At 31.6% G+C, this 22,394-nt stretch carries 12 protein-coding genes; 11 read left to right on the top strand and 1 reads right to left on the bottom strand.

Annotated features, from left to right (window positions below; all coding sequences use genetic code 11):
• The first annotated feature begins 1 nt into the window (after position 1).
• From ACL_RS05530 to ACL_RS05495, 8 genes are all read left to right on the top strand, one after another.
• A complete protein-coding gene (locus tag ACL_RS05530) occupies positions 2 to 10,264 on the top strand; it encodes a cadherin-like beta sandwich domain-containing protein (protein ID WP_012243059.1) in 10,263 nt (3,420 codons plus the stop codon).
• 13 nt (positions 10,265 to 10,277) lie between these two features.
• Positions 10,278 to 11,537, top strand: a complete 1,260-nt coding sequence (locus ACL_RS05525) for a hypothetical protein (RefSeq protein ID WP_012243058.1) — start codon at positions 10,278 to 10,280, stop codon at positions 11,535 to 11,537.
• On the top strand, positions 11,537 to 13,030 hold the full coding sequence (locus tag ACL_RS05520) for a hypothetical protein (protein WP_012243057.1): 1,494 nt from the start codon (positions 11,537 to 11,539) through the stop codon (positions 13,028 to 13,030). The genes ACL_RS05525 and ACL_RS05520 overlap by 1 nt, the downstream gene beginning before the upstream one ends.
• A 9-nt stretch (positions 13,031 to 13,039) precedes the next feature.
• Positions 13,040 to 14,869: a hypothetical protein gene (locus tag ACL_RS05515; protein ID WP_012243056.1), complete on the top strand. Its 1,830-nt coding sequence runs from the start codon at positions 13,040 to 13,042 to the stop codon at positions 14,867 to 14,869.
• Positions 14,870 to 14,978: 109 nt separating this feature from the next.
• The gene (locus ACL_RS05510; RefSeq protein ID WP_012243055.1) at positions 14,979 to 16,118 is read left to right on the top strand and encodes a C39 family peptidase; all 1,140 of its coding nucleotides are present in this window, start codon (positions 14,979 to 14,981) and stop codon (positions 16,116 to 16,118) included.
• 134 nt (positions 16,119 to 16,252) lie between these two features.
• Complete coding sequence (locus ACL_RS05505; RefSeq protein WP_012243054.1) at positions 16,253 to 17,257, top strand: YeiH family protein; 1,005 nt, start codon at positions 16,253 to 16,255, stop codon at positions 17,255 to 17,257.
• Between the two features lie 84 nt (positions 17,258 to 17,341).
• Positions 17,342 to 17,929 carry a hypothetical protein gene (locus ACL_RS05500; protein ID WP_012243053.1) on the top strand — a complete coding sequence of 196 codons (588 nt, stop codon included), beginning with the start codon at positions 17,342 to 17,344 and terminating at the stop codon, positions 17,927 to 17,929.
• Positions 17,930 to 18,088: 159 nt separating this feature from the next.
• The gene (locus tag ACL_RS05495) at positions 18,089 to 18,520 is read left to right on the top strand and encodes an acyl-CoA thioesterase (RefSeq protein ID WP_012243052.1); all 432 of its coding nucleotides are present in this window, start codon (positions 18,089 to 18,091) and stop codon (positions 18,518 to 18,520) included.
• A 44-nt stretch (positions 18,521 to 18,564) separates the two neighbouring features.
• Here the strand turns inward: ACL_RS05495 and ACL_RS05490 are convergent, their stop codons facing one another.
• Positions 18,565 to 19,260 carry a Crp/Fnr family transcriptional regulator gene (locus ACL_RS05490; protein WP_012243051.1) on the bottom strand — a complete coding sequence of 232 codons (696 nt, stop codon included), beginning with the start codon at positions 19,258 to 19,260 and terminating at the stop codon, positions 18,565 to 18,567.
• A 126-nt stretch (positions 19,261 to 19,386) separates the two neighbouring features.
• On the opposite strand from ACL_RS05490, the gene ACL_RS05485 reads away from it, so the two are divergent.
• The 3 genes from ACL_RS05485 to ACL_RS05475 are packed head-to-tail and all read left to right on the top strand — an operon-like array spanning position 19,387 to position 22,296.
• Complete coding sequence (locus ACL_RS05485; RefSeq protein ID WP_012243050.1) at positions 19,387 to 20,514, top strand: acyl-CoA dehydrogenase family protein; 1,128 nt, start codon at positions 19,387 to 19,389, stop codon at positions 20,512 to 20,514.
• Positions 20,515 to 20,518: 4 nt separating this feature from the next.
• Positions 20,519 to 21,313 (top strand): electron transfer flavoprotein subunit beta/FixA family protein, encoded by a 795-nt coding sequence (locus tag ACL_RS05480; RefSeq protein WP_012243049.1) that lies wholly within the window; start codon positions 20,519 to 20,521, stop codon positions 21,311 to 21,313.
• Between the two features lie 14 nt (positions 21,314 to 21,327).
• The gene (locus ACL_RS05475) at positions 21,328 to 22,296 is read left to right on the top strand and encodes an electron transfer flavoprotein subunit alpha/FixB family protein (protein WP_012243048.1); all 969 of its coding nucleotides are present in this window, start codon (positions 21,328 to 21,330) and stop codon (positions 22,294 to 22,296) included.
• Positions 22,297 to 22,394 lie beyond the last annotated feature (98 nt).

Below are 22,394 nucleotides of genomic sequence, written 5' to 3'. Positions count from 1 at the left end.
TATGAAATATAAAAGAATAATTGCACTGATGTTTATTTTCTTAGCTACAATCATAATGAACATTCAATCAACAAGTGCAGTATCAGCGAAAATGGAAATTTATTTTGAAATAGGTGGGCAAAAGAACTTTACAAAGGCTTATCTAGATCAACAATACTTTGAAGATCCTTATGATGGTGATGTTGTTAGGGCAGATATATATGCTGTGTCACTCACAGGAAGTACAGAAAGATTAACAAACATTCAGTTTGATTTTTCATCAAACAGTAAACTACAAGGTATATCTTATGTTGAAACACTAGGTACATATGTACCATTTGCTGGAGGTAGACCTGAAAATTGGTTTGATAGTGGTACTCTAAATAATTCTGTTATACTAGCAACTAGCGGTGGAGCAGATGCATCTATTACAACTACTCCAGTAAAACTTGCGACTGTACTAATCAAATATAACAAAAATGATCCGGCGGAGAATTTAGAAATTGAGATGATAATGGAAGCTGCAAGTTGGGATAGTGGAACTATTGAATACACTGGAACTGATATCTCGTTGGCAAGTATCATCATAGGAGATCCTAACTCAACCCCTGATGCAACACTCTCTGCACTAAACATTACTGGAACTACAACAAGTAAAGTATATCCATTCAATGTTTCTGCTACAGAAGTAGAAGGCAAGATCACGCAAAATATTACAATAGATTATCAAGACAGTATTGGTGGTTTAACCATCAATCCTGTCTTTACCAAAACAAGTTTAGGTAGTTCTAACTATGTCAAGACTGAAAGTAAAGCATCCACTAATTATCAGACAGGTGATACGATTACAATTACTACTACTGATGGGGATGCAACAAAGATCTATGAAATCAAGTTAACTGTCAGTAGTGAATCAACAAATACTGGAATCGAACTTAAACTAGCACAAGGTGATTTAGGAACAATTACTTTTAACAGTGTAGACAATCGCTATGAGATTGTAACACCCTTCACAGAAAATGATATAAAGATACTAGCTACAACAGCATATCCTTTTGCAACACTGGATAAAAATGAAATTAGAGTAACTAACATCGAGCAAGATGTATTTACGCATATTGGTGATTTCAATGTTACAGCTGAAAACGGCTCAACAACAACTAATTATCCTGTATATGTGAAACGTGAAAAAGGGTCATCAGACGCTAATATAAAAATTATAACCAATGAATATCCTCAAGGTCTTGCACCTGTGGGTAATGTATTTACAATTAATTATCCACACACTAAAACATCCTTAAGCTTTCAAATAGCTAAGAACCAAACAGGTCAAACCATTAAATATAAAGAAGTAGGTACTACAACTTATAAAGACTATACAACGGGTATCATCTCTAAGAGTTCACTAGAAACTGGTGAAACATACTCTTATGAAGTAGTGGTTACACCAGAAAGTCAATTCCCTGATGAAGTAGTTACATATATTGTAAACTTTGTTATTGAACCATCTAATGACACATCAATTAAAACGGGTGATATTAAGGTTCAAGAATCAGGCCTTACTGCTATAAATCTAAATATTACAAACTTAGTTTACACAGTAAGTAACAATAGTAGTGAGTTTGTTACTTTAACTATTGATCCAGGTAGCAAAAGAGAGGCTAAAATTGGTGAAGGTACATACCAAAGTGCACAACTCATACATCAAATTAGTGTGGCTAGCCTAAATTACGGAACCAACAATTTTATCCTTACGATTAAAGCTCAAGATGGTACTGAAAAAGAATACACAATTAAAATAGAAAAAAAATCTGATCAAGCAGAATTAGAATCGATTATATTTAGAACCGATGATGGTACTGTCATTGCAAACCTAGATGATTTTACATTCATATCATCTGAAAATAAATATACATACAGTTTTGACTATGGTCTATTTCCAAGTAACTTAAAACTGGAAACTAAAACATCAACCAAATCAATTATTAAAGGTACAACAACAAACCAATTGATTACGCCTTTAGACTTTAGTGGTATGTATGAAGTCATTAAAACTACAAGTTTAGAAGTAACATCAGAAAATGGTGCTGTAGTTAAAAACTATACAATTCAAATTACACGTACTGCTGCTGATTCTAACAATGATATAAGCGCAATCAATATTGGTGGATTACCTTTTTCTCAGTTCCAAATTGGTGACTCTAATGTCACTTATAATAAAGTAATTGTTGAACCTGTTGGTGGTATTAACACGCTTAATTTTGAAGTGTTGTTACCTACTACATCTAAAGCAACAATAAAAGTTGGTTCAACAACATTTACTAAAAATGAAACAGGAAGATACAGTACAAATATTCCATTTGTTCGAGGAATTGAACAAAATGTGACGATTATAGTCACTGCACAAAATGGTGAAAAAAATACAATTATTATTCCATTTGTTGTTGCAACAAATGATACAACGTTAAAGTCTTTAAATATTGAAGGTACTGATTTTGTTTTTGATCCAGCAAAACTTAACAATACCATTAACATCAACTATTCATTTAATAGTAATGTCACAATTACAGCATCACCTCAAAATGTAGATTCCAAAGTATACATTGATGGACAGGTGCGCATCAATGACACCTATGTTAAAGCAATTGGAAATGGCACAACAACCTTTAAAGTTTGGGTCGAAAGTGAAGCAGGAACCAAAGGCAGTGAGTATGTCATTAATATCGTGAGAGCTCAAGCAAAAACAGACAATAGTTTAGAATCCTTTGTTTTAAAAACGAACAATGGTGAAATTATTGATTTAAGTTTCTTGAGTAGTAAAACTAACTACACAGTTACAATTGATGATCGTGATGAACTATGGCCACTTATTTATTCAGCCGAAGTTAATGAACAAAACTATGCATACATTGGAACTAAAGGTACTACAAGTTTAATAGACCAACAATTTAATGTTTTAAGTGGAGCAACCTCAAACTTGACTATACAAGTATATTCAGAAGGTGGCGTACTTAAAACTTACACAATCAGCATCAAAAGAGCTAATGATGTAAAAACCTTTGAATCAGTTACTGTAAGTGGAACAGGCTTTGTTACACAAACATTTACAGCACAAGAGTTTATATCAGGTGTCCTAGACATTGGAAATATTGCATATAATGTCGATAGGTTAAACATTACATTTAACATGGTAGATGGTTCTAAATCAATGATTACATCAAACTTTATTGGTGATAATCAAACAGGTATTTGGTTATTTTCAAAAACAGGTGTGATTGAAGGTCAATTTAGAGTCAAATCTCAAGCAGGAAACTTTGGAGAATATCTAAAGATTCGTGTGAATAGACAAGTAGCCCAATCTCATAAAAATCTAGATGATCTAGAAGTAATGGTAAATGGAAACAATATCTTATTAGACTTTGATCCAACTACCAACACTTATACTTTAAGAGTAGATAGACAAGTGAATACTGTAACGTTTGTAGCTACTGTTTTATCAAGTGATCGCTCAAGTGTACAAACACCATTTAGTCTAACTGATACATCAGGGTTAAATCATAGGTATACATATACATATAATTTAAATGACCCTGCAGCACAACCATCTAATGTCATCGATATTATTGTAAAAGCAGAAGATGGTACATCAAATACCTACAAAGTTACTATTTGGCGTAAAAACGTTGAAATAGGTATTGATAATATTGTAATTAAAAATGGCTCAACTGTAATTTATACAGGTGATATTTTAAGTGTGCCTAATTTAGGTGAGTTTGATTTCCAAACAAATCAACTAACATTTATTGTGACACCAAAGGATAGATTTGCAAGAATATCCTTTAATGGTGGTACAACACTATTTGCGGATGAAGATGGTTTAATTACCTACACACATACGCTTGTAGTTGGAACCAACCAAATAATTACACTAAGAATTCAATCCGATTTACTTTCTACAGAATATGCTGCAGAAGCTAAATCTCAAAACTATAACTTTACATATACAAGAAAAGCTGCAAGTACACTAGCTGAATTAGATTCACTAGAAATCATTGTAGGTGGCATCAACTTACTAGATGGTGTATTTGATAGTTCAATCATTCGTTATGAAGGTGAATACTTAAGAGTAGATAGAACACACATGAGTGTTCAAATAAGTGCAGTTGGTAAAGAGTTTTCCACTGTAACAGGTTTAGGTATTAAAGAAATTAAACCTGGTATCACTAACAGCTATACGATTACAGTAACCTCTCAAAGCGGTACACATTCTAAAGAATATACAGTTTATATCGTAAGTAAGAATGATGATCATGAAATCAATAACATTAAAGGTAATTCAAACGACATCGGATTTATAGATAGTGAATTTGAATATACATTAGACAATGTTTTATATACAGTATCAAGTCTGCCAATTCATGTTGTCTTAAATGATACGTTTGCTAACTACTATGTAAACGGCGTTAAAAACGCTACTTCCATACCACTTCAGTATGGAAATAACATTATTGAAATATATGGTGAAAGTGAATATGGTACTAAATCAGGCAATACATATAGATTAAACGTCTACAGAAACGAACCGTATAAAGATACTGATATATCATCACTATCTATCACTAACATTTCTAATAGTCAAAATATTACTTATAAAGCAGATGGTACGAATTATTTAGTAGAACTACCTGATACAAGTTCCATTTCAAATGTTAAAGTTGACATTGAACTTAAAAACACTGATAAACAAGTACTAGAATCTACATTTAATTTATCTAATATAGTACTTACTTACAATGGTGAAGGTGGCTTAGACCAAACCATCACATTCAAGGTAAGTGCTGAAGATAATAGTACTAAGACCTATCAAATACGTTTTGTTAAAAATATTGTACTAAGCAGTGATAATTCATTAAGTAATGTATCTATTAAAAATCAAGATAACCAAGTAGTGACATTCCCATTTGATGAACTACTTGCTAATAACTCAGTTGTACTTAATTTACCTTATAGTCAAAAGAGTTTAAATATTGAAATTACACCAACACATAATAAGGCACAAGTGACACCAAATAAATTAAATAATATCAGTTTAGTTGTAGGTGAAAATACTTTTGAATTCTCGATTACTGCAGAAGATGGTACAGTATCTGATCCTTATACAATTACAATTCATAGACAGGCAGCTTCTAAAGAGATTAATCTAAACAATCTTACAGTAACAGATCCATTAAACTCAGGATTATACTTACTAGGTTTAGATACCTTAAGTCCAAAGGGAATAACATTTAACCCAACGACTAAAACATATAACATAAAACTAGATGAAACCTATATTAATGAAGAAATCATCATTAACATCGTTAAAGGTCATATCGCTCAAACAATTACTGGTCCAATTAACGCACCACTGACCCTTAACCATGGCACGAACCGCTTTGAAATCTTCATTAAGGCCGAAGATGAAACAGTAACTCAAGGTAAGTACACCATCATCATAGAAGTCTTATATAAATCAAATAGCCTACAATCTCTGACTGTAGATGGAAAAGCATTAACAGTTCAAGATGTAAACTATTTTGATACGGAAAAAGAAAGTGTAACCATTACACCTGTTTTAACACACCAGGCACATGGTAGCTTCGTGATTAAAGATAGTCTAGGGAATGTAGTAACCAATACGCCAAATCTAAACTTTGATGAAAATGTCTTCACAATTGAAATCAAAAATGAGTATGGAGAAATCGTTAAGACACATACCTTAGAAATCACACGTTTAAAATCAAGTGAGAAGACACTATCGAATGTAAGTTTAATCGGAAGTAATGGAACAAACTATATCACATTTGATCCACTCACCCTTACATATACTGTAGAAGTACCTCAAAATGTAGAACATGTCACATTAGGTGCAATAATTCCAGCCAAGGCAACAGCAACCGGCTTAGGTAAATACATAATCAACTTAGATGAAACAATCACAATTACATTTAAAGTCACAGCTGAAGATGGTTCTGAATCTGAAATTTATACCATCGGTGTAACAAGAAGAGCACTTTCTACAAACAACCACTTAGAAGAAATAAGTATTATCGATACACTGGACCCAACAAACTACTTAATTGGTATATCCGGCAAAAATCCAGATATTGTATTCGATAAGACAACTAATAACTATGTCATTAATTTAGGTTTAGAGTATTTAGACATTAAATACAGAAACTTAATTATTAGATATGTAAAATCAGATACTTACCAAACAGTAGATAAAACAAACCCAAGTACTTTAACACTTAATAAAGGTGCAAACGTATTTGTAGTCACAGTTCTAGCTGAAGATAGTATCAACACACAACCATTTATCTATACCATTACGATTAATGTATTAAACAAAGAAAATGATTTAAAACATTTAACCATTAATGGTGATGTACAAGATACATCAAGTAATGAAATACATTACACAACAGAAGAGGAACAAGCAAACATCCTATCTGAAAGCTTATTTAATGATGGTTCCATCATCTTAAAAGATAAAGTTGGTAAAGTAATTACTTCACCACTAAATCTAGAAATGGGTGAGAATAAAGTATCAGTTGAAGTATTGAATGCATATAACGAAGTGGTTCAAGTATATGAAGTCATCATCACAAGACTAGCATCTAGTGACAATGAGTTTACAGCAACACTTACTGGTACATCAGGTGCACAATTATTAAACTTTGATAAAGACATCGAAACATACAACATAAATGTAGATTACCTAACAACAGAAGTTACTCTAGCTATTGTAAAAAATGCTAAAGCTACTAGTTTTGGTGAAGGTGTATATACATTAGTTTCTGGTGAAACAAAAGAAATTACATTCTATGTGGAAGCAGAAAATGGTGATGTAAGTCCACTATATACAGTCTATGTCACTAGATTATTTAACACAGAAGATAAATTAGCAAATCTAGGTATAAAAACAAATCTAGAAGATCTACTTACAACAGCTAACTTTGATCCGGAAAATAACCTATATCAATTTAGCTTAAATGAATATCATACAAACGTTACATTTAGTTATATAGCAAACTATGGACAAACATTAAGTGGTACACCATTTAATGTTGCTCAACCATTAACACATGGACTAAATGTATTTGAAATTGAAGTTCAACCTGAAGATTTAGCAATTGAAGCATTCATTATTCGAGTTGAAATCACCATTATTAATTCAGAAATCAATCTACAAAACCTATTTATTGATGGTGTTGATAGACTTCTACCTGGTGAATCTATAATTAGATTAGAAGATGTTTCATCTGATAAGAAAACACTAGACATTGAAGCAGTACTAACTGATCTATATGGAACAGTTAAAATTAATGGAAACTTATCAGAACACTTTATTTTAGATATCTTACCTGGTGAAAATACCATCAAAATAGATGTCACATCTGAAGATGGTTCAACAACAAAAACATATACTGTCTTAGTTAAACAATTACTAGATGATTTAGACACTCTAGATAACATCCTAGTTAAAACACAAGATAACCTCTACCTATTAGGTGATGCATCAGTGAACCCACAAATAGTGTTTGATGCTTTAACAAATACATATAAATTTGTAGTCAATGAAACTGTAGAACACATCATGATAGATGTTACAAATGCATCAACTAAACAAACAGTAACAGGTGATTTACGAATACCGTTAAATATTAAACACGGTATCAACCGATTTGAAATTAGTGTGCAACCAGAAGATCTTAACAAACCTGCTAGAACCTACTTAATTGAAGTGGAAAAAGTAAATGATGAGATTTTAATTGATCAATTACTTGTAGGTCAAACAGATATTTATGAAGAAGGCGTATTAGATTACGTGATGGATAGTGTTACAAATGACCAAAAAACCATCAAAGTGATACCAATGATAAGTAATTTTGGTACTTATGTTATCTATGATACTGAAGGTAATTTAGTACAAGATCATGACGTCAATTTAAGTTTTGGACAAAACACGATTAGAATTGTCTTTACATCCGAAAGTGGTAAAACAACCAAGACTATTACCCTTACTATTGAACAAACCTATAGTAGTGATAACCAAATCATTGACGTGCGTTTCTTTGATGCAAGTACCAATATTAATCGTCTAAACTTTGATCCTGAAATCACAACTTATGACTTAGAGTTTCCTGCATCGACAACGATTGCACGTTTACGTGTTGAGACACATAACAAAGCACTCGTATTTATTAACGGTGTACAAGAAATTAATACACGTAAAGACTTTAACCTAACCTCTGGAAATACAATCACAGTGAAGTTCTATGTTATAGCTGAAAATGGAGATAAAGGCATTGAATACACTATTAACGTCTATAAACGTAAAGCAACAGACCCGGTATTAAGTGATAACACCAATTTATTAGATGTCACAATTGAAATTCCAATCAACAAACTTATATTCGATTTTGACCCAACTATCTATGAATATAACATTCAACTACCTTTTGGACATGATGAAATGTATATTAAAGGGCATACTGAAAGTAAGGCTGCAACGGTATTTGGTGAAGGTGCATACGCACTGATACCAGGACTAACTAAAGTGATTCGCTTACGAGTGACTGCAGAAGATGGTACAGTTGCTGAAAAAGAATATAAATTTAATATAACAAGAGCACTACCAAATACAGATACTACACTAAAAACATTAGTAATAGAAGATGTTAACGGTAATATACTAGCATTTGACCAATCTATATTTAATCCAGAAAACCGTACATATAATATTACATTAAATGATGATATGAAACTAAATACAGTCCATGTATTAGCAGAAAAGAATCATGAAACTCAAATACTTTATAACACCGGCATCATCCAACTACATGGTGAAGTTGAAGGATACTACAATACCATCATTACTGTAACTGTAGTTGCAGAAGATGGTAGTATTGGTGAATATATCATTTACGTATTACATGATTTAGATTTTGCAAGTCTTGCAGAAGTCAAAGATATTTCCATTCTTGGAGATGATGGTATTTCATACTTTGGTTTAGAGTTTAAAAATAATATCTATGTTTATGAAGATATCTTAGTACCATTTAATGTAGATACTACAAGACTGATTGTCCAAACAATTGGTAATGTAATCTATTTAGATGCAAGTAATACAGAAATTGAAGATAACAGACTCCAAAGTTTTGGTGTAGGTAGTCAAATAGTTTACAGATTTAGAATTGAATCCACCAATGGTTCAAATACATCAGAAGTATATACAATCTATGTCAATAGACAACTGCCTGATACCAATAGTTTATTAGAAACTCTAGAGATAAATGGTGAAATGGTTCGAGGCTTTAATCCGGACATCTTCGAATATACCATCGTACATCCACTACAATTTGAAAAATACCTTGATATTTATGGGGTAGCTCAAAGTGACAATAGTACAGTTAAAGGAAATGATGTCTATACATTAATAGAAGGTCAAACAAGAACGATTACCATTGAAGTTAAAGCTCAAAGTGGTGATGTATCTAGTTATAAACTACATATATCTTATGTAAACTCCAATGCATTATTAGGTGAATTAACAGTCTATGAAATGATTGGAGAACACGATATTCAAAATACCATTCCATTATTAGATGATACACTAGAATACACCATCATCATTGGTAAACATACAAGATATGTAAATATCAAAGGGTTTGCTAAAGATCAAGGTGGTGCAAGTATTAGAGGATTTGGTATTAGAGAGATTGGTTCTGAAGATACTGTGGTTCACATCACAGTAACTAGTGGTGATGGTTTAGAAGAGTTAACTTATGTATTAACATTAAGAAGAGATACATCCTTAAGTAACTTAAAAGAAATCACACTATTACAAATTAATAACGAAGAAGTCATAACATCCGATGAAAACGATCCGTTCGTTTATAAATATTCATTGTCTAACGGTACACAATCAGTTAAGTTAAATGCGGTTGCGAATAACAGTTCCAAAGTATCGATTAATGGCAGCGATTTTAGTACCAATAACATGGGTGAAATCATCTTAACCGATATCCAAGAAAGCCAAGTTATTAAAATATCTGTGCAAGCAGAAGATGGCTCTATACAGCATTATATGGTCATTATTGAAAGAGTACAACAACCAAGTTTACTACTTACAATTTTACTGATTATAAGTATCATTTTATGGGTTATAGCAGCAATGACTTACATCCTTAAACGTATTAGAAAAAACAACAAGAAAGATAAAAATCAACTCATATTCTAGAAAGGTATAACAGATGAATGAACTACAAAAAAGTTTGATTAGTTTAGGTGCAATCATTATTGTTTTAGTCTTAGTCTACTTAAGTATTCATTATTACTTAAAGAGTCTTAAAAAGATGAAAAAACATAAGATGTTGACCCTTAATCTAGTCATAAAATATAAACTCTTTTTAGAGTATTTGGCATATCAAGAAAAAAAGAATCACACATTTTATTTATATTTAGTAAAAATCAACAATCTATCATTAGTTGAACATACATATAGCGATCACACAGTTAGAAATTACCTAACACATATCGCAAAAGAGTTGAGTGTATATTTACCATTTGGTGGTAAATTAGCACAAACCAACCAAAGGGATACATTTATTGTGTATTACCCTTCTATGGATGAAGATAAAGAACTTTTAGGCAAGCAATTTAAACTGCTTGCCCAAAAGACCTATCATGAAAATGGCATCCATATTACAAAAACTGCAAGTGTTGCAACAATCGACAGTTTTGACTTAAAGGCACTTTCTAGTACACTTATTTCATCAATTAAACATTTAGGCGCAGTCACATCACATGATGATATGGTTAAAGAAGATTATGAAACCTATGCAGACTTAATCAATAAATTAAAACAAGTAGAACTGGAATTAAAAACCTATCAAGTTGAAACCTTAAAGATTAAAAAGACAAATGAAGTATTCAATGAACTACTGATTAATGGTTCTAAACTGGATGTATTCTTAAATAAACTACCAGTTAGTGATATGAGTTGGGTCAATATGATGTTAGTAGAAATGATATTAAACAAGTTATATCATGAAAATATCTATGCAAACATTAATATTCCAGTGTTATTATCAACACTAGAACAAGAAACCTTCATAGAGTATCTACAAACAATCGTTAAGGCGAATCAGTTCTTACTAGAAAATGTCATATTATCGATTCGATTAAGTAATGTGACTTATGAAGATGAACTCATAAAAAATATATTAACCCTTAGTAACTTAGGTGTTAAAATGTCGATGCATGTCGATGAGATTCATCAAGGATTATATCTAGCACTACAACGTTATCACATTAAGAGATTAGAAATTGATGATAAAGTCATGGAACATGATATGATTGCAGAATTATTATATTTTGCAAAAGTAAATCATATAGAAGTCTTATACAAAACAGAAAAATCAATTCAAGATGGATCTCTTTTAAATGTTTCACACATCACGAAAGAAAGACTTCAATTTAAAGCGGATAAACAGAAAAGAGGTAGAAGATAATGGATCATTTTTCAAATTGGGTAGTAGAGTTTTTTAAAACATTCTTCCTCGATCTGTGGTATTTAATCAGTGGCTTTTTCACTGGTATCTATAATTTATTTATTGGTTACCCGATAGAGTATTATCACTATTTAATGGATAAATCCATCAATTTTAATTTGATCGATTGGATTTTATCGATAGGTTTTATCATTATATTTATACTCTTATACGTCATGACCTGGTTAATTATTGTACAACTTGTTAAACGATATTTTAGATTTGCTAAAATTGAGTTTGATAAGATGACCTTACTAAACCAGATGAATATGTTAGAAAGAAAAGTGCGTGATGCAACAGTTATTCATGTTGAAGGACCAAAGCTCAACTTAAATGATTCTAAAGGTAAACCAAAACTTGCAACAGGATCACGCTTTACAAAATTAAACTTAATAGATGATAAATATAAATACACAGTCTTACCAACCCTTATGACTAATAAGGACAAATTATCTTTAAGTGAGATTGTTACACACTTTATCAACTATGCAAGCTCACACCATAATATCTATTATTCAGAAAAGATAGCATCTACATTTATTGCAGGTCTAGCAACGTCTAAAATACTAATCCTAGAAGGTATTTCAGGTACAGGTAAAACCAGTCTACCTTATGTATTTGGTAAGTTTATTAAAAATGATGCATCTATTATTTCAGTCCAACCTTCTTGGCGTGACCGTTTTGAAATGATGGGCTACTACAATGAGTTTACTAAAAAGTTTAATGAAACTGAGTTTTTAACAAGTCTATATGATGCAAGTTATAGAACAGATATTAATTTAATTGTTCTAGATGAAATGAATTTAGCTAGAGTAGAATATTACTTTGCTGACTTCTTATCCTTACTAGAACTACCAAACAGTGATGAGTGGTTAATTGAAGTAGTCCCTGAACAGTTAATTGGTGATCCAATGCACTTAAAAGAAGGACAACTTCAAATACCTAAAAACGTTTGGTTTATTGGTACTGCAAATAATGATGACTCCACATTTGGTATTACAGATAAGGTATATGATAGAGCAAGTTCTATTGTCATGAACGAAAAAGCTAAACCATTTAAAGGTCAAATGTTAGATAGAATAAATATCTCTTATGACTATTTAGATGAACTATTTAAAACAGCTTATAAAGAGCATGAGATATCAAATAAGAACCTAGTAGCGTTAGAAAAGTTAGATGAGTTTATTAGTGAAACATTCCAAATTACATTTGGTAATCGTATTATGAACCAGCTCTATAAATTTATTCCAATTTACGTGGCATGTGGCCGCAGTGAAATTGAAGGGATTGACTATATTATTGCACGTAAGATTATTCGTAAATTTGAAACATTAAACTTACCATTCTTAAAAAATGAACTCGAAACGTTACTACAATTATTTGATCAACTCTTTGGTAAGAATCAACTTAAAGAATCTAAAGACATGATTTTAAAGTTTATTAAACAAATATAGTGGTGAGTCATGAATAATAAAGAACGTATTAAATTCTTTCAAGAAGAACTATCTAAAAGTATAGATATTGTTTATGATACAGGATACTATCCTCAAATTCTTAAACCATTATCGATTCAAGATAAGGATTTAATTAAACATTTAGATAAGTTAGAATATAAAAAGTTTGATGAAGATTGGATTGTTAAAATCGAATCTTTTTTCCCAAGTCTAAACCAAATTATTAGTAACATTAGAAATACTCTTAAATATGAGGAAGAAATACTTCCAGTAGAACGTACAAGACGTACCAGTAATGAATCTGTAAGACATATACTAAGAAATACTAAGTACATTAAAGATATTAATGAAGATGATGAAGTATATCCTTCTAAAGTATTAAATACCGTGAGTGAACTTGATTACGGTATTTATGAAAATAGACTAATTATGACGTTAATTGATCGTTTATACCACTATCTACTTAAACGTATTGAAGCAATTCACACCCATATCCATGGATATAAACAAACCAATTTTAACCTAGAAAACGAGTTTAAATTAGGTAACTCTGTCTATACTTTAAATTTTGAGTTAAATGCTAAAGAAACATTTGATTCAGGTGAAGTTGATTTACATAATAAACGTATACTGGAGAGAACTGAGGCTGCATTTAAAGTGGTATCTAGAATGTTTCACAGTGACTTTATGCGCATCATGTCACGCTATAAAAAAGTAGTTCCACCGATATTAAAAACACAAATGATTCAAAAAAATGCTGACTTTAGAAATGCATATACCCTATGGCTTTATTTAGATAGATTAAATGTATTAGATTTTACACTACAACTTCAAGAAGCTAGTAAAGCATTAAGTGACACCTCGATTGATGATATTGATAAAGGTTTAATGGCACTCTTTACAAGTGTATTTGTACATAGTGATATGGGGATTTCCTTACTTGACAGCAAGGATGTATCATTCCAGTCCCTTACACCTATAAAAGGTGATGCAGAAACCTATGTAGAACGTGTGAATGTAACGATACCTGAAATGGTATTAGAAGCTAATCTTGCTACAGAGTATCATTTAGAAAAAGCAAAACAACTGATGAGTAGAAAAGAACTTGCTAATCTAGTAATTGATAATAATCCAGAAAACACGAACTATTTAAAACAAGTGTTGCTGGATCAATATTCAATTGCAGACCAAATCTTTAATGCTTACTTAAAACTTAATCAAGATGATGATGTATTTAGTCAACTACTTACCTACAAGCATCCTGTTAAAAAGTATGAGGAAGCATTAAACAGATACCTCATGACGAAGGCTGCGAGACAAGTTAAAGAAAAACTTTTTACAGATGCTGTATTACTAGAAGATAAATGGATTAACTTACTTACTGAACTCCAAGAAGATGCTATTGAAAGCATCATTAAATCTGGTGAAAAGCATGATGAAACACTCATCCAAAACATGCAAAAAGAAGTGAATAAGACTTTAAAAGCACTTGAAAAAGCAGAAACTTCAAAAAGTAAAAAAGCATTACAAGATCAAAGAATTAAAAATAATAAAGCGATTAAAGATATACAAGATAAGTATCAAGCTGAGATTAAAACGTATAGAGAAATTCAAAATAAGCGCATGAAAGCTGAAAAAGAAAAGATAGCACTAAAACTGACACAAGAAAAACTACGTATTAAAGAACGTGAAGCGCTTAAGAGAAAGCAAGAACGTGAAAAGTTGGTAAAAGAAAAACAACTTAAATTAAAGAAGTTAAAAGAAGCACATCAAAAACTTAAACAAAGTATCAAATCAAATGTTACAAAAACATTAACGGATTATAAAAATAAAAAATAAAAATGAGCGTATCTAATTTACTAGATACGCTTATATTTTTGATAGATTTCATATGATGTTATAATAAGTATATAATTTATGAGTTCTATACCCTAAGGAGTTTAAAACTATGAAACGTTATGTAATAACCATACTTACTATATTATTATCAAGTTTACTTACTGCATGTAGTCTAGGTGATTCTAATACAGATGAAGAAATCACCGACGAACCTGTTATAGAAGAACCTATTGAAGTCAAAGTAGATGGTACTAAGACGATTTATGCAGATGAATTATGGTATGTAAAAGAAGAGGCTGCCATAATTAATTTATCACTTGATTCAAACAAAAGTATCGTACTAGAGGATGCAGCCCAACAAGCTACTTATGAAAGTGAACCGATTGAAGTGAATCACTTTAATGAATTGGTTTTATCATGGAATGTTAAAAACCTAGAAGATGCAAGAATTACTTTCTTTATTGCATTAGGTGATGGTACTGATTTTGGTAGTTACCAAATCATGGGCTTATTTAAAGATGAAAACCATATGTCATTTAATAGTTTAGATGATCCTTATGGTCGTGTAAGTATTGATACTTTAATTAATAAAGATCCAAGTAAAAATAATTATATTAAACTTAAATTTACCGTTATTGCAGGTAGTGCAGACCAGTTAGAAATTAAAAATATCAGTGTTACAACCAAAAGCGTAGATAGTGCATTAACTTATGATGCATCAAAACTAACCAATAAAGTCATTGATGTTGCACCGATGCAACAATTAAGTATTCCAAACATTGGTAATGTTATTTGTTCTCCAACCTCGGTTGCTATGGTGTTAAATCATTATGGTTATACATTTACACAACAAGAGATGGCTAAAAAAGTATATGACAATAGCAAAGGGATCTATGGCAACTGGACCTTTAATGCAAGTTATGCAGGATCACTAGATGGTATAGCTGCAAGAGTTGAGTATATTGAAGACTTTAGTGTTGTTATAGACTATATATTAAATGATATACCAGTTGTTTTTTCAATTTCAACAACATCAGCAGATCAACTAAACGGAGCTATCATGGCATTTCCTGCAGGACATTTGGTTGTCTTAAAAGGATTTGAAGAAATCAATGGTGTATGGCATGGTGTCTTCAATGATCCTGCAGAATATGAAGATAGTAAAGTTGAAAGAAAATATCCGATGGAACAAGTCTTAAAAGTATGGCGTCAATATACCTATATTATTGTAAAATCTGAGACAATCTAAATGATTTATAGTTTCTTAACACTATTTATTTTTATTTGTTAAAATAGAGTTAACTAAATATGACAAAGATAAAAACTTCGTGACGATTTTATGCGTCATAGGGGTTTTTATTTTATGACAAGATGAGGAGCGTCATGATGATTAAAAAATATGCACCAGGGGTTTTGGTTAGTCTTATGATTGCAGGTGTATCACTTGCTATCAACAATGTGTTACCAGTAGATTTAATTGGTATGGCATTAATTGCTTTATTATTAGGGATGTTATTAAATCCATTGTTACATAAGTATGATGTACTAGATTCAGGTATTGATTGGTCCGCTAAATATATTTTAAGAACAGGTATTATTTTAGCAGGTATATCCTTAAGTTTTAGCCAAGTATTTGAAGCAGGAAAATATGCACTGATACTATTAGGATTTACTTTTCTTACTGCATTTGGTGTAGGCTATATTTGTAGAAAATTATTTAAGATTGACTGGAAACTAACAAGCATGCTATCCATTAGTACAGCCATTTGCGGAGGTACTGCGGTTGCTACTTTAGGTCCGGTCATTGAAGCAGATAATAAAGATATTGCTTATGCATTATCAGCAACTTTTATCTTTGATTTACTTACTGTGATTGTATTTCCTTGGATTGGTGTATTTCTTGGCATGACAGATACAACATTTGGGCTTTGGGTAGGTACTGCGGTAAATGATACATCTTCAGTTGTTGCAGCTGGTTATGCATTCTCAGAACTTGCAGGTGCACTAGCAACGATTGTGAAACTCACAAGAACTTTATTTATTGTTCCAATCGTTATTATATTCTCATATATTTATGCACGTAAAAATCAAAATCAAGGTGTTTCAAAGATAAATCAAAAAGTAAACATATTAGCAATTTTTCCATGGTTTATTTTAGGATTTATCGCATTTATTGGTGTTAGAAGTTTAAATATATTATCAGATGATTGGGTCTTATCTATTTCAAGTATCTCTAAATTTTTTATGGCAACCGCACTTGGTGCCATTGGTTTAAAAACAAGTTTTAAAGAAGTAACAAGTGTTGGTGTTAAACCAATGATGGTTGCTGTTATTATTGATGTCTCTGTTGTAATTGTTTCATTTGTAGTTTTATCCATTATGTTTTAATTATTTATTTCATTTCCGTTTATATTAATGTTAAAATATGAAGGGGCTTAAAGTAACATATTCAATATAAGGGGAAAATAAAACATGCATAAATTAAAAGAACTAGCAAAAGAAGACTTAAAAGACATCACTAAAACTGAAAAAATTAAATATGCAGCACCTATCGATCATCAGTCATTTAAAATGGTAGCATACATATTTATGGGATTAATGATTGTAAATCTGTTTATATTTTTCTTACCATTTGTAGATTTTGAAGGTGGTATGTCATCAAGTGATACAGGGTATCTCGTCATAACTTGGTTTAATACATCATTTGAAGAAGGACCAATCATTGCATTATGTATTACAGCAATTTTTATCATCACGATCATTACCTTATCACTGCTTATATATACATTTATCAGTCAAGGTGAAATCACAAAAGCTATCGCATACAAGTATATGAAGAAGTTCAATTATGTATACATTGCGCTCGTACTAATTTTATTAATTATTGTATTTAATCTGATTGAAGCGATGCGTTTTAGATTATCTGGTGAGATATATGAACTTCCATATCCAGGTATTGGTCTTCATATGTTGCTTTGGGTGAACATGATTGTTCCAATCCTACTTGGTTTTATATTTAAAGTCATTAGTGCCAAAAATCAAGATAATTTTATACCATAAATTAAAGTCTAAAGGGAAGTTATCATCATAACTTCCCTTTTTAAATGTAACATAATTTATCTTATTTTACTAAGGTCAGTTTCGATTAGTTGAAATGATTTCATGTAAATGATATCCTTATACTAGTAAAAATAGTGAATCAATAGAAAAGAGATAAACATGAGAAGTATTCCAAAACTAAACTTAAACGAATTTCCATATATCACTCACGATAAATTAAGATATGGTGATACCGATAAACAAGGCCATGTCAACAATGCAGTGTTTACCACCTTTTATGAAACTGGTCGTGTTGAAATCGTTTACGAGCCTAAACATCACATACTAAATGAAAACTGCTCATTTGTGATTGCACATATCGAAATGAATTTCATTGCTGAAATACATTGGCCAGGTAAACTAGAAATAGGTACAGGTATTACAAAAATTGGTAATAGTTCTGTAACCTTTTTACAATCACTATATCAAGATGGTAAATTAGTATCGACGAGTGAATCTGTTTTGGTTCAAGTAAATAATGATACTAAAAAATCGGAAGCATTAAGTGAAGATTCAAAAAACAGATTAGAAAAATATATGATGAATAGGTAACTTATAAATAAAACGCACTCATAAAGTGCGTTTTTTATATGTGCTTAACAAATCTCACATGTAATATCATTATGGCTTAAACCATGAATCTTTACATAATTTTTAGATGACTGTGTAATGACACCGTCTTTTTTTAATATTGTAAATTGGCGCGATAAGGTTTCGGGAGTTGTGCCTAAATAAGATGCAAGATCTTTTTTAGGCATAGGTAGATAGACTACCATCTCACCTTGCTTATTGAGTGTTGCACTTCGGATAAGAAAGTTAATTAGTCTTTCTTTGGATGTTTCTGTAGACATCCAGGTTGATTGTTGTTCAGAGATACTTAAGCGCTTTGCTAAAACAGATAACATCTTAACTGATATGGCAGGGTAGGATTTAAGTAAGTTTTTAAAGTCGTCATGGTGGATCATACATATCTTTGTATCTTCTAGACTTTCAGCATAAGCTTCATAGATGCCTTCTTTAAATAGTGCAAGCTCTCCAGTAAATTCACCTGGGAGTAAAAGTCTTATAAGTTGTTCACGACCGCTTTCAGAGAGTCGATAGATTCGAACCTTTCCTCTACTAATAATATGGATAGAACCAGCACTTTCACCTGGACTATAAATCATTTGTCCGGCACTATAATGTCGGTGTTCAATCAATTTAAACACTAGTTGACGTTGTTCACTTGTAAGTGTGTTGAATAGTTCAAGTCTATCAATGCAGTTGTGTGGATGTAATTTTTTCTCTTCCATATATTTACCAACTTTCTTTATTACATTATATCAATAAATTGACAACTATCAATTATTTATAACTTTGATTTCTTTATAATGGTGATAGTCATAAACTATGTATAAATAAATCAAAGGAGCAAAAATATGAGTGTAGTGTTAAAAGAACATCAACAGATGTTGCACCAAATGGTTGTTGATTTTTCTAGAAAAGAGATTAAACCCTTGGATATGGTAATTGATAAACAAAAAGGATATCCTAAAACACTTTGGGATAAAATTGTTGAAACAGGATTTTTAGGTTTGATTGTACCTAAGGAGTTTGGAGGTGCAGATTTTGATCCGGTAGCAGAAGCTCAAACTATATTTGATGTTGCATCAAACAGTGCTAGTGTTGCTTTCACTTTAGAAGGTCACTATAAGACAGTGGATCAACTTAAAAAATATGGTAAAGCGTCTTTAAAAGAAAAATATCTTCCCGAAGCCAATAAACGTATTTTTGGTTTTGGTTCTACCGAACCTCAAGGTGGTTCCAATGTGATGGGACATACTGCAAGTGCGGTCAAAGAAGGTGATTATTGGATATTAAATGGTAATAAGACAATGATTACAAATGGTGGACTTGCTGAAGTGTATTTAGTATTACTTAAAACTGCAGAAAATGAACTGACATGTTTTTTAGTTGATAAGGATATGCCAGGTTTTAAGTATGGAAAACAAGAAGATTTCTTTGGCATGAGGGGAACCCCTGTAGGTGAAATATTTTTAGAAAACGTTAAAGTAACAGATGAGTATATGCTCGGTAAAATTGGTGAAGGTGTCATGATTGGTGATAGTGCACATTATGATGCAAGAATCAATATGGGTGCTATTGCAGCGGGGATTTGTCAGCATGCATTGGATATCGTACTGGATTATGCTACCGAAAGAAAGGCGATTGATAAACCAATCATCGATTTGTTTTCTATTCAAAATAAAATCACTGAGATTGCTATTGCTAAAGAAAACACGCAATTACTTTATGAAGAGGCTGCTAAACTTAAAAGTCAGGGAAAACCTTATGATAAGGTTTCTACAATGGCTAAATCTTATGGTAGTCGTGCAGCATTTACATCATGTGATCATGCACTTCAAGTATTAGGTGGCTATGGTTATAGTAATGAATATCCAGTAGAACATCTACTAAGAGATGCTAGGGCATTACAGATTGCAGAAGGATCACTAGAAAAAATGGTCATTGAAATCGCAAAATCAGTCCAAATGGAAAGGGTGTAAAAAAATGAGTCTACATATTGTTGTATGTGTGAAACAAGTACCAGTTTCCAATAACTTAAAAATAGATCCAGTCACTAAAAATATGATGCGTTCATCAGAACCAGGGATTATGAATCCTTTTGATCAAAATGCAGTTGAAGCAGCACTCAAACTTAAAAATAGATATGATGCAAAAGTTACTTTACTGTCAATGGGACCTAAAAACTTTGAAATTACTTTACGTCAAGGACTAGCGATGGGTGCTGATGATGCGATATTACTCAGTTCACGTAGCTTTGGTGGAGCAGATACACTTGCGACCGGTTATGTCTTAAGCCAAGCAATTAAGGCGATTAAAGACGTAAACTTAGTCTTTTTTGGTAGACAATCTATTGATGCTGATACGGGTCAAGTAGGACCAATTGTTGCAGAATTATTAGATTGGCCACAAGTTACTTATATCAGTCAAATAAATCCAGTAGATGAACAATCTATTGAAGCGGTTAGGTTAATGGAACATATGCAACAATCCATTAAAGTTGAACTACCTGCAGTGTTTAGCGTTCGAAGTGAATTAAATGAACCAAGATACCCAAGTCCTAGAAATATTATGTTAAGTTATCAAAAGGAAATAAAGGTTTGGGATGAGCATGCCTTTGAACTTGACTTTAATAGAATTGGGATTAAAGGTTCTCCAACGGTTGTACGTAAAGTTTGGAATCCAACAAAGGTTGCTAAAAAAACAGAATTACTTGGTGAAAACCCAGATAGTGCTGCACGTAAATTACTACAAGTATTACGTGCACGTAACATCATATAAGGAAGGTGGATTGCATGATACATAAAAATATATGGATAGTTGCTGAACATCATCAAGATATTATTCAGCCAGTGACCAAACAACTAATTACAAAAGCAAATCAAATTAAAGAAAATAAAAAAGTGATTGTTGTACTATTTCAAACAAAAGAACAAACATTAGAACAACAACTCATAAATTATGGACCAGATGAAATCATCACTGTTTGTGATGATAGATTAAAGGAAGCACCAGATTCATTAATTGCAGACTTATTATCTCAACTAAATCACAAATATCAACCCAATAGTATGTTATTTGGAGCAACAGTAATCGGTCGTTCAATTAGTGCAAGATTACAAGCAAAACTATTAACTGGTCTAACTGCTGATTGCCTTGATCTTAAGTTTGAAGATGATTTACTCATACAAATAAAACCATCTTATGGTGATAATATTATGTGTGAAATTGTTTGCCCAAACAACTTTCCACAAATGGCAACAGTTAGACCTAACGTCTTCATAGCTACCGAAACACAAAGTAATGATACAAAAATCACCATAGTTGATGATTTAAACTTTAAAGAAAGCAAACGTATTACAGTATATGAAGAAATACCATTACTTTCAAAATCAGATAGTATTGCAAATGCAGATAGAGTCATTGCATTAGGTCGTGGGATATCAGGCGAAGAACATATTTTAAAAGCTAATCTACTTGCTACAAAATTAGGTGCCAAAATAGGTGTAACGAGACCACTTACGGATCTACCACCTTTTAGTGTTGATGATCAAATCGGTCAATCAGGTAGTTCGATTGCACCTAAACTATTAATCACACTCGGTGTACATGGCGCAGTTCAGTTTACATCAGGTATTACAAAGTCTCATTATATTGTTGCTATAAATAACAACCCTAAAGCACCCATTTTTGATGTAGCTGACTATAGCTATATAGGAGATGCTAAAACATTTGTTGAAGCATTACTTAAACTCATACAGTAAAGTCACACACATGAGTTCATTAAAGTAAATAACTATACTTATAAGCGCTATAAAGGTAAAATAGAACATATAGATTTCTCTTATAAATAGAGTAAAGA

Origin of the sequence: Acholeplasma laidlawii PG-8A (assembly GCF_000018785.1) — a bacterium.
GTDB lineage: Bacteria > Bacillota_I > Bacilli_A > Acholeplasmatales > Acholeplasmataceae > Acholeplasma > Acholeplasma laidlawii.
This window is presented reverse-complemented; position numbering and strand designations above follow the sequence as displayed.

What these genes read in the sequence shown, in the direction of transcription:
- ACL_RS05530 (WP_012243059.1), top strand. Translation starts at nt 2, where the DNA reads ATGAAATATAAAAGAATAATTGCACTGATGTTTATTTTCTTAGCTACA.
- ACL_RS05525 (WP_012243058.1), top strand. Translation starts at nt 10,278, where the DNA reads ATGAATGAACTACAAAAAAGTTTGATTAGTTTAGGTGCAATCATTATT.
- ACL_RS05520 (WP_012243057.1), top strand. Translation starts at nt 11,537, where the DNA reads ATGGATCATTTTTCAAATTGGGTAGTAGAGTTTTTTAAAACATTCTTC.
- ACL_RS05515 (WP_012243056.1), top strand. Translation starts at nt 13,040, where the DNA reads ATGAATAATAAAGAACGTATTAAATTCTTTCAAGAAGAACTATCTAAA.
- ACL_RS05510 (WP_012243055.1), top strand. Translation starts at nt 14,979, where the DNA reads ATGAAACGTTATGTAATAACCATACTTACTATATTATTATCAAGTTTA.
- ACL_RS05505 (WP_012243054.1), top strand. Translation starts at nt 16,253, where the DNA reads ATGATGATTAAAAAATATGCACCAGGGGTTTTGGTTAGTCTTATGATT.
- ACL_RS05500 (WP_012243053.1), top strand. Translation starts at nt 17,342, where the DNA reads ATGCATAAATTAAAAGAACTAGCAAAAGAAGACTTAAAAGACATCACT.
- ACL_RS05495 (WP_012243052.1), top strand. Translation starts at nt 18,089, where the DNA reads ATGAGAAGTATTCCAAAACTAAACTTAAACGAATTTCCATATATCACT.
- ACL_RS05490 (WP_012243051.1), bottom strand. Translation starts at nt 19,260, where the DNA reads ATGGAAGAGAAAAAATTACATCCACACAACTGCATTGATAGACTTGAA.
- ACL_RS05485 (WP_012243050.1), top strand. Translation starts at nt 19,387, where the DNA reads ATGAGTGTAGTGTTAAAAGAACATCAACAGATGTTGCACCAAATGGTT.
- ACL_RS05480 (WP_012243049.1), top strand. Translation starts at nt 20,519, where the DNA reads ATGAGTCTACATATTGTTGTATGTGTGAAACAAGTACCAGTTTCCAAT.
- ACL_RS05475 (WP_012243048.1), top strand. Translation starts at nt 21,328, where the DNA reads ATGATACATAAAAATATATGGATAGTTGCTGAACATCATCAAGATATT.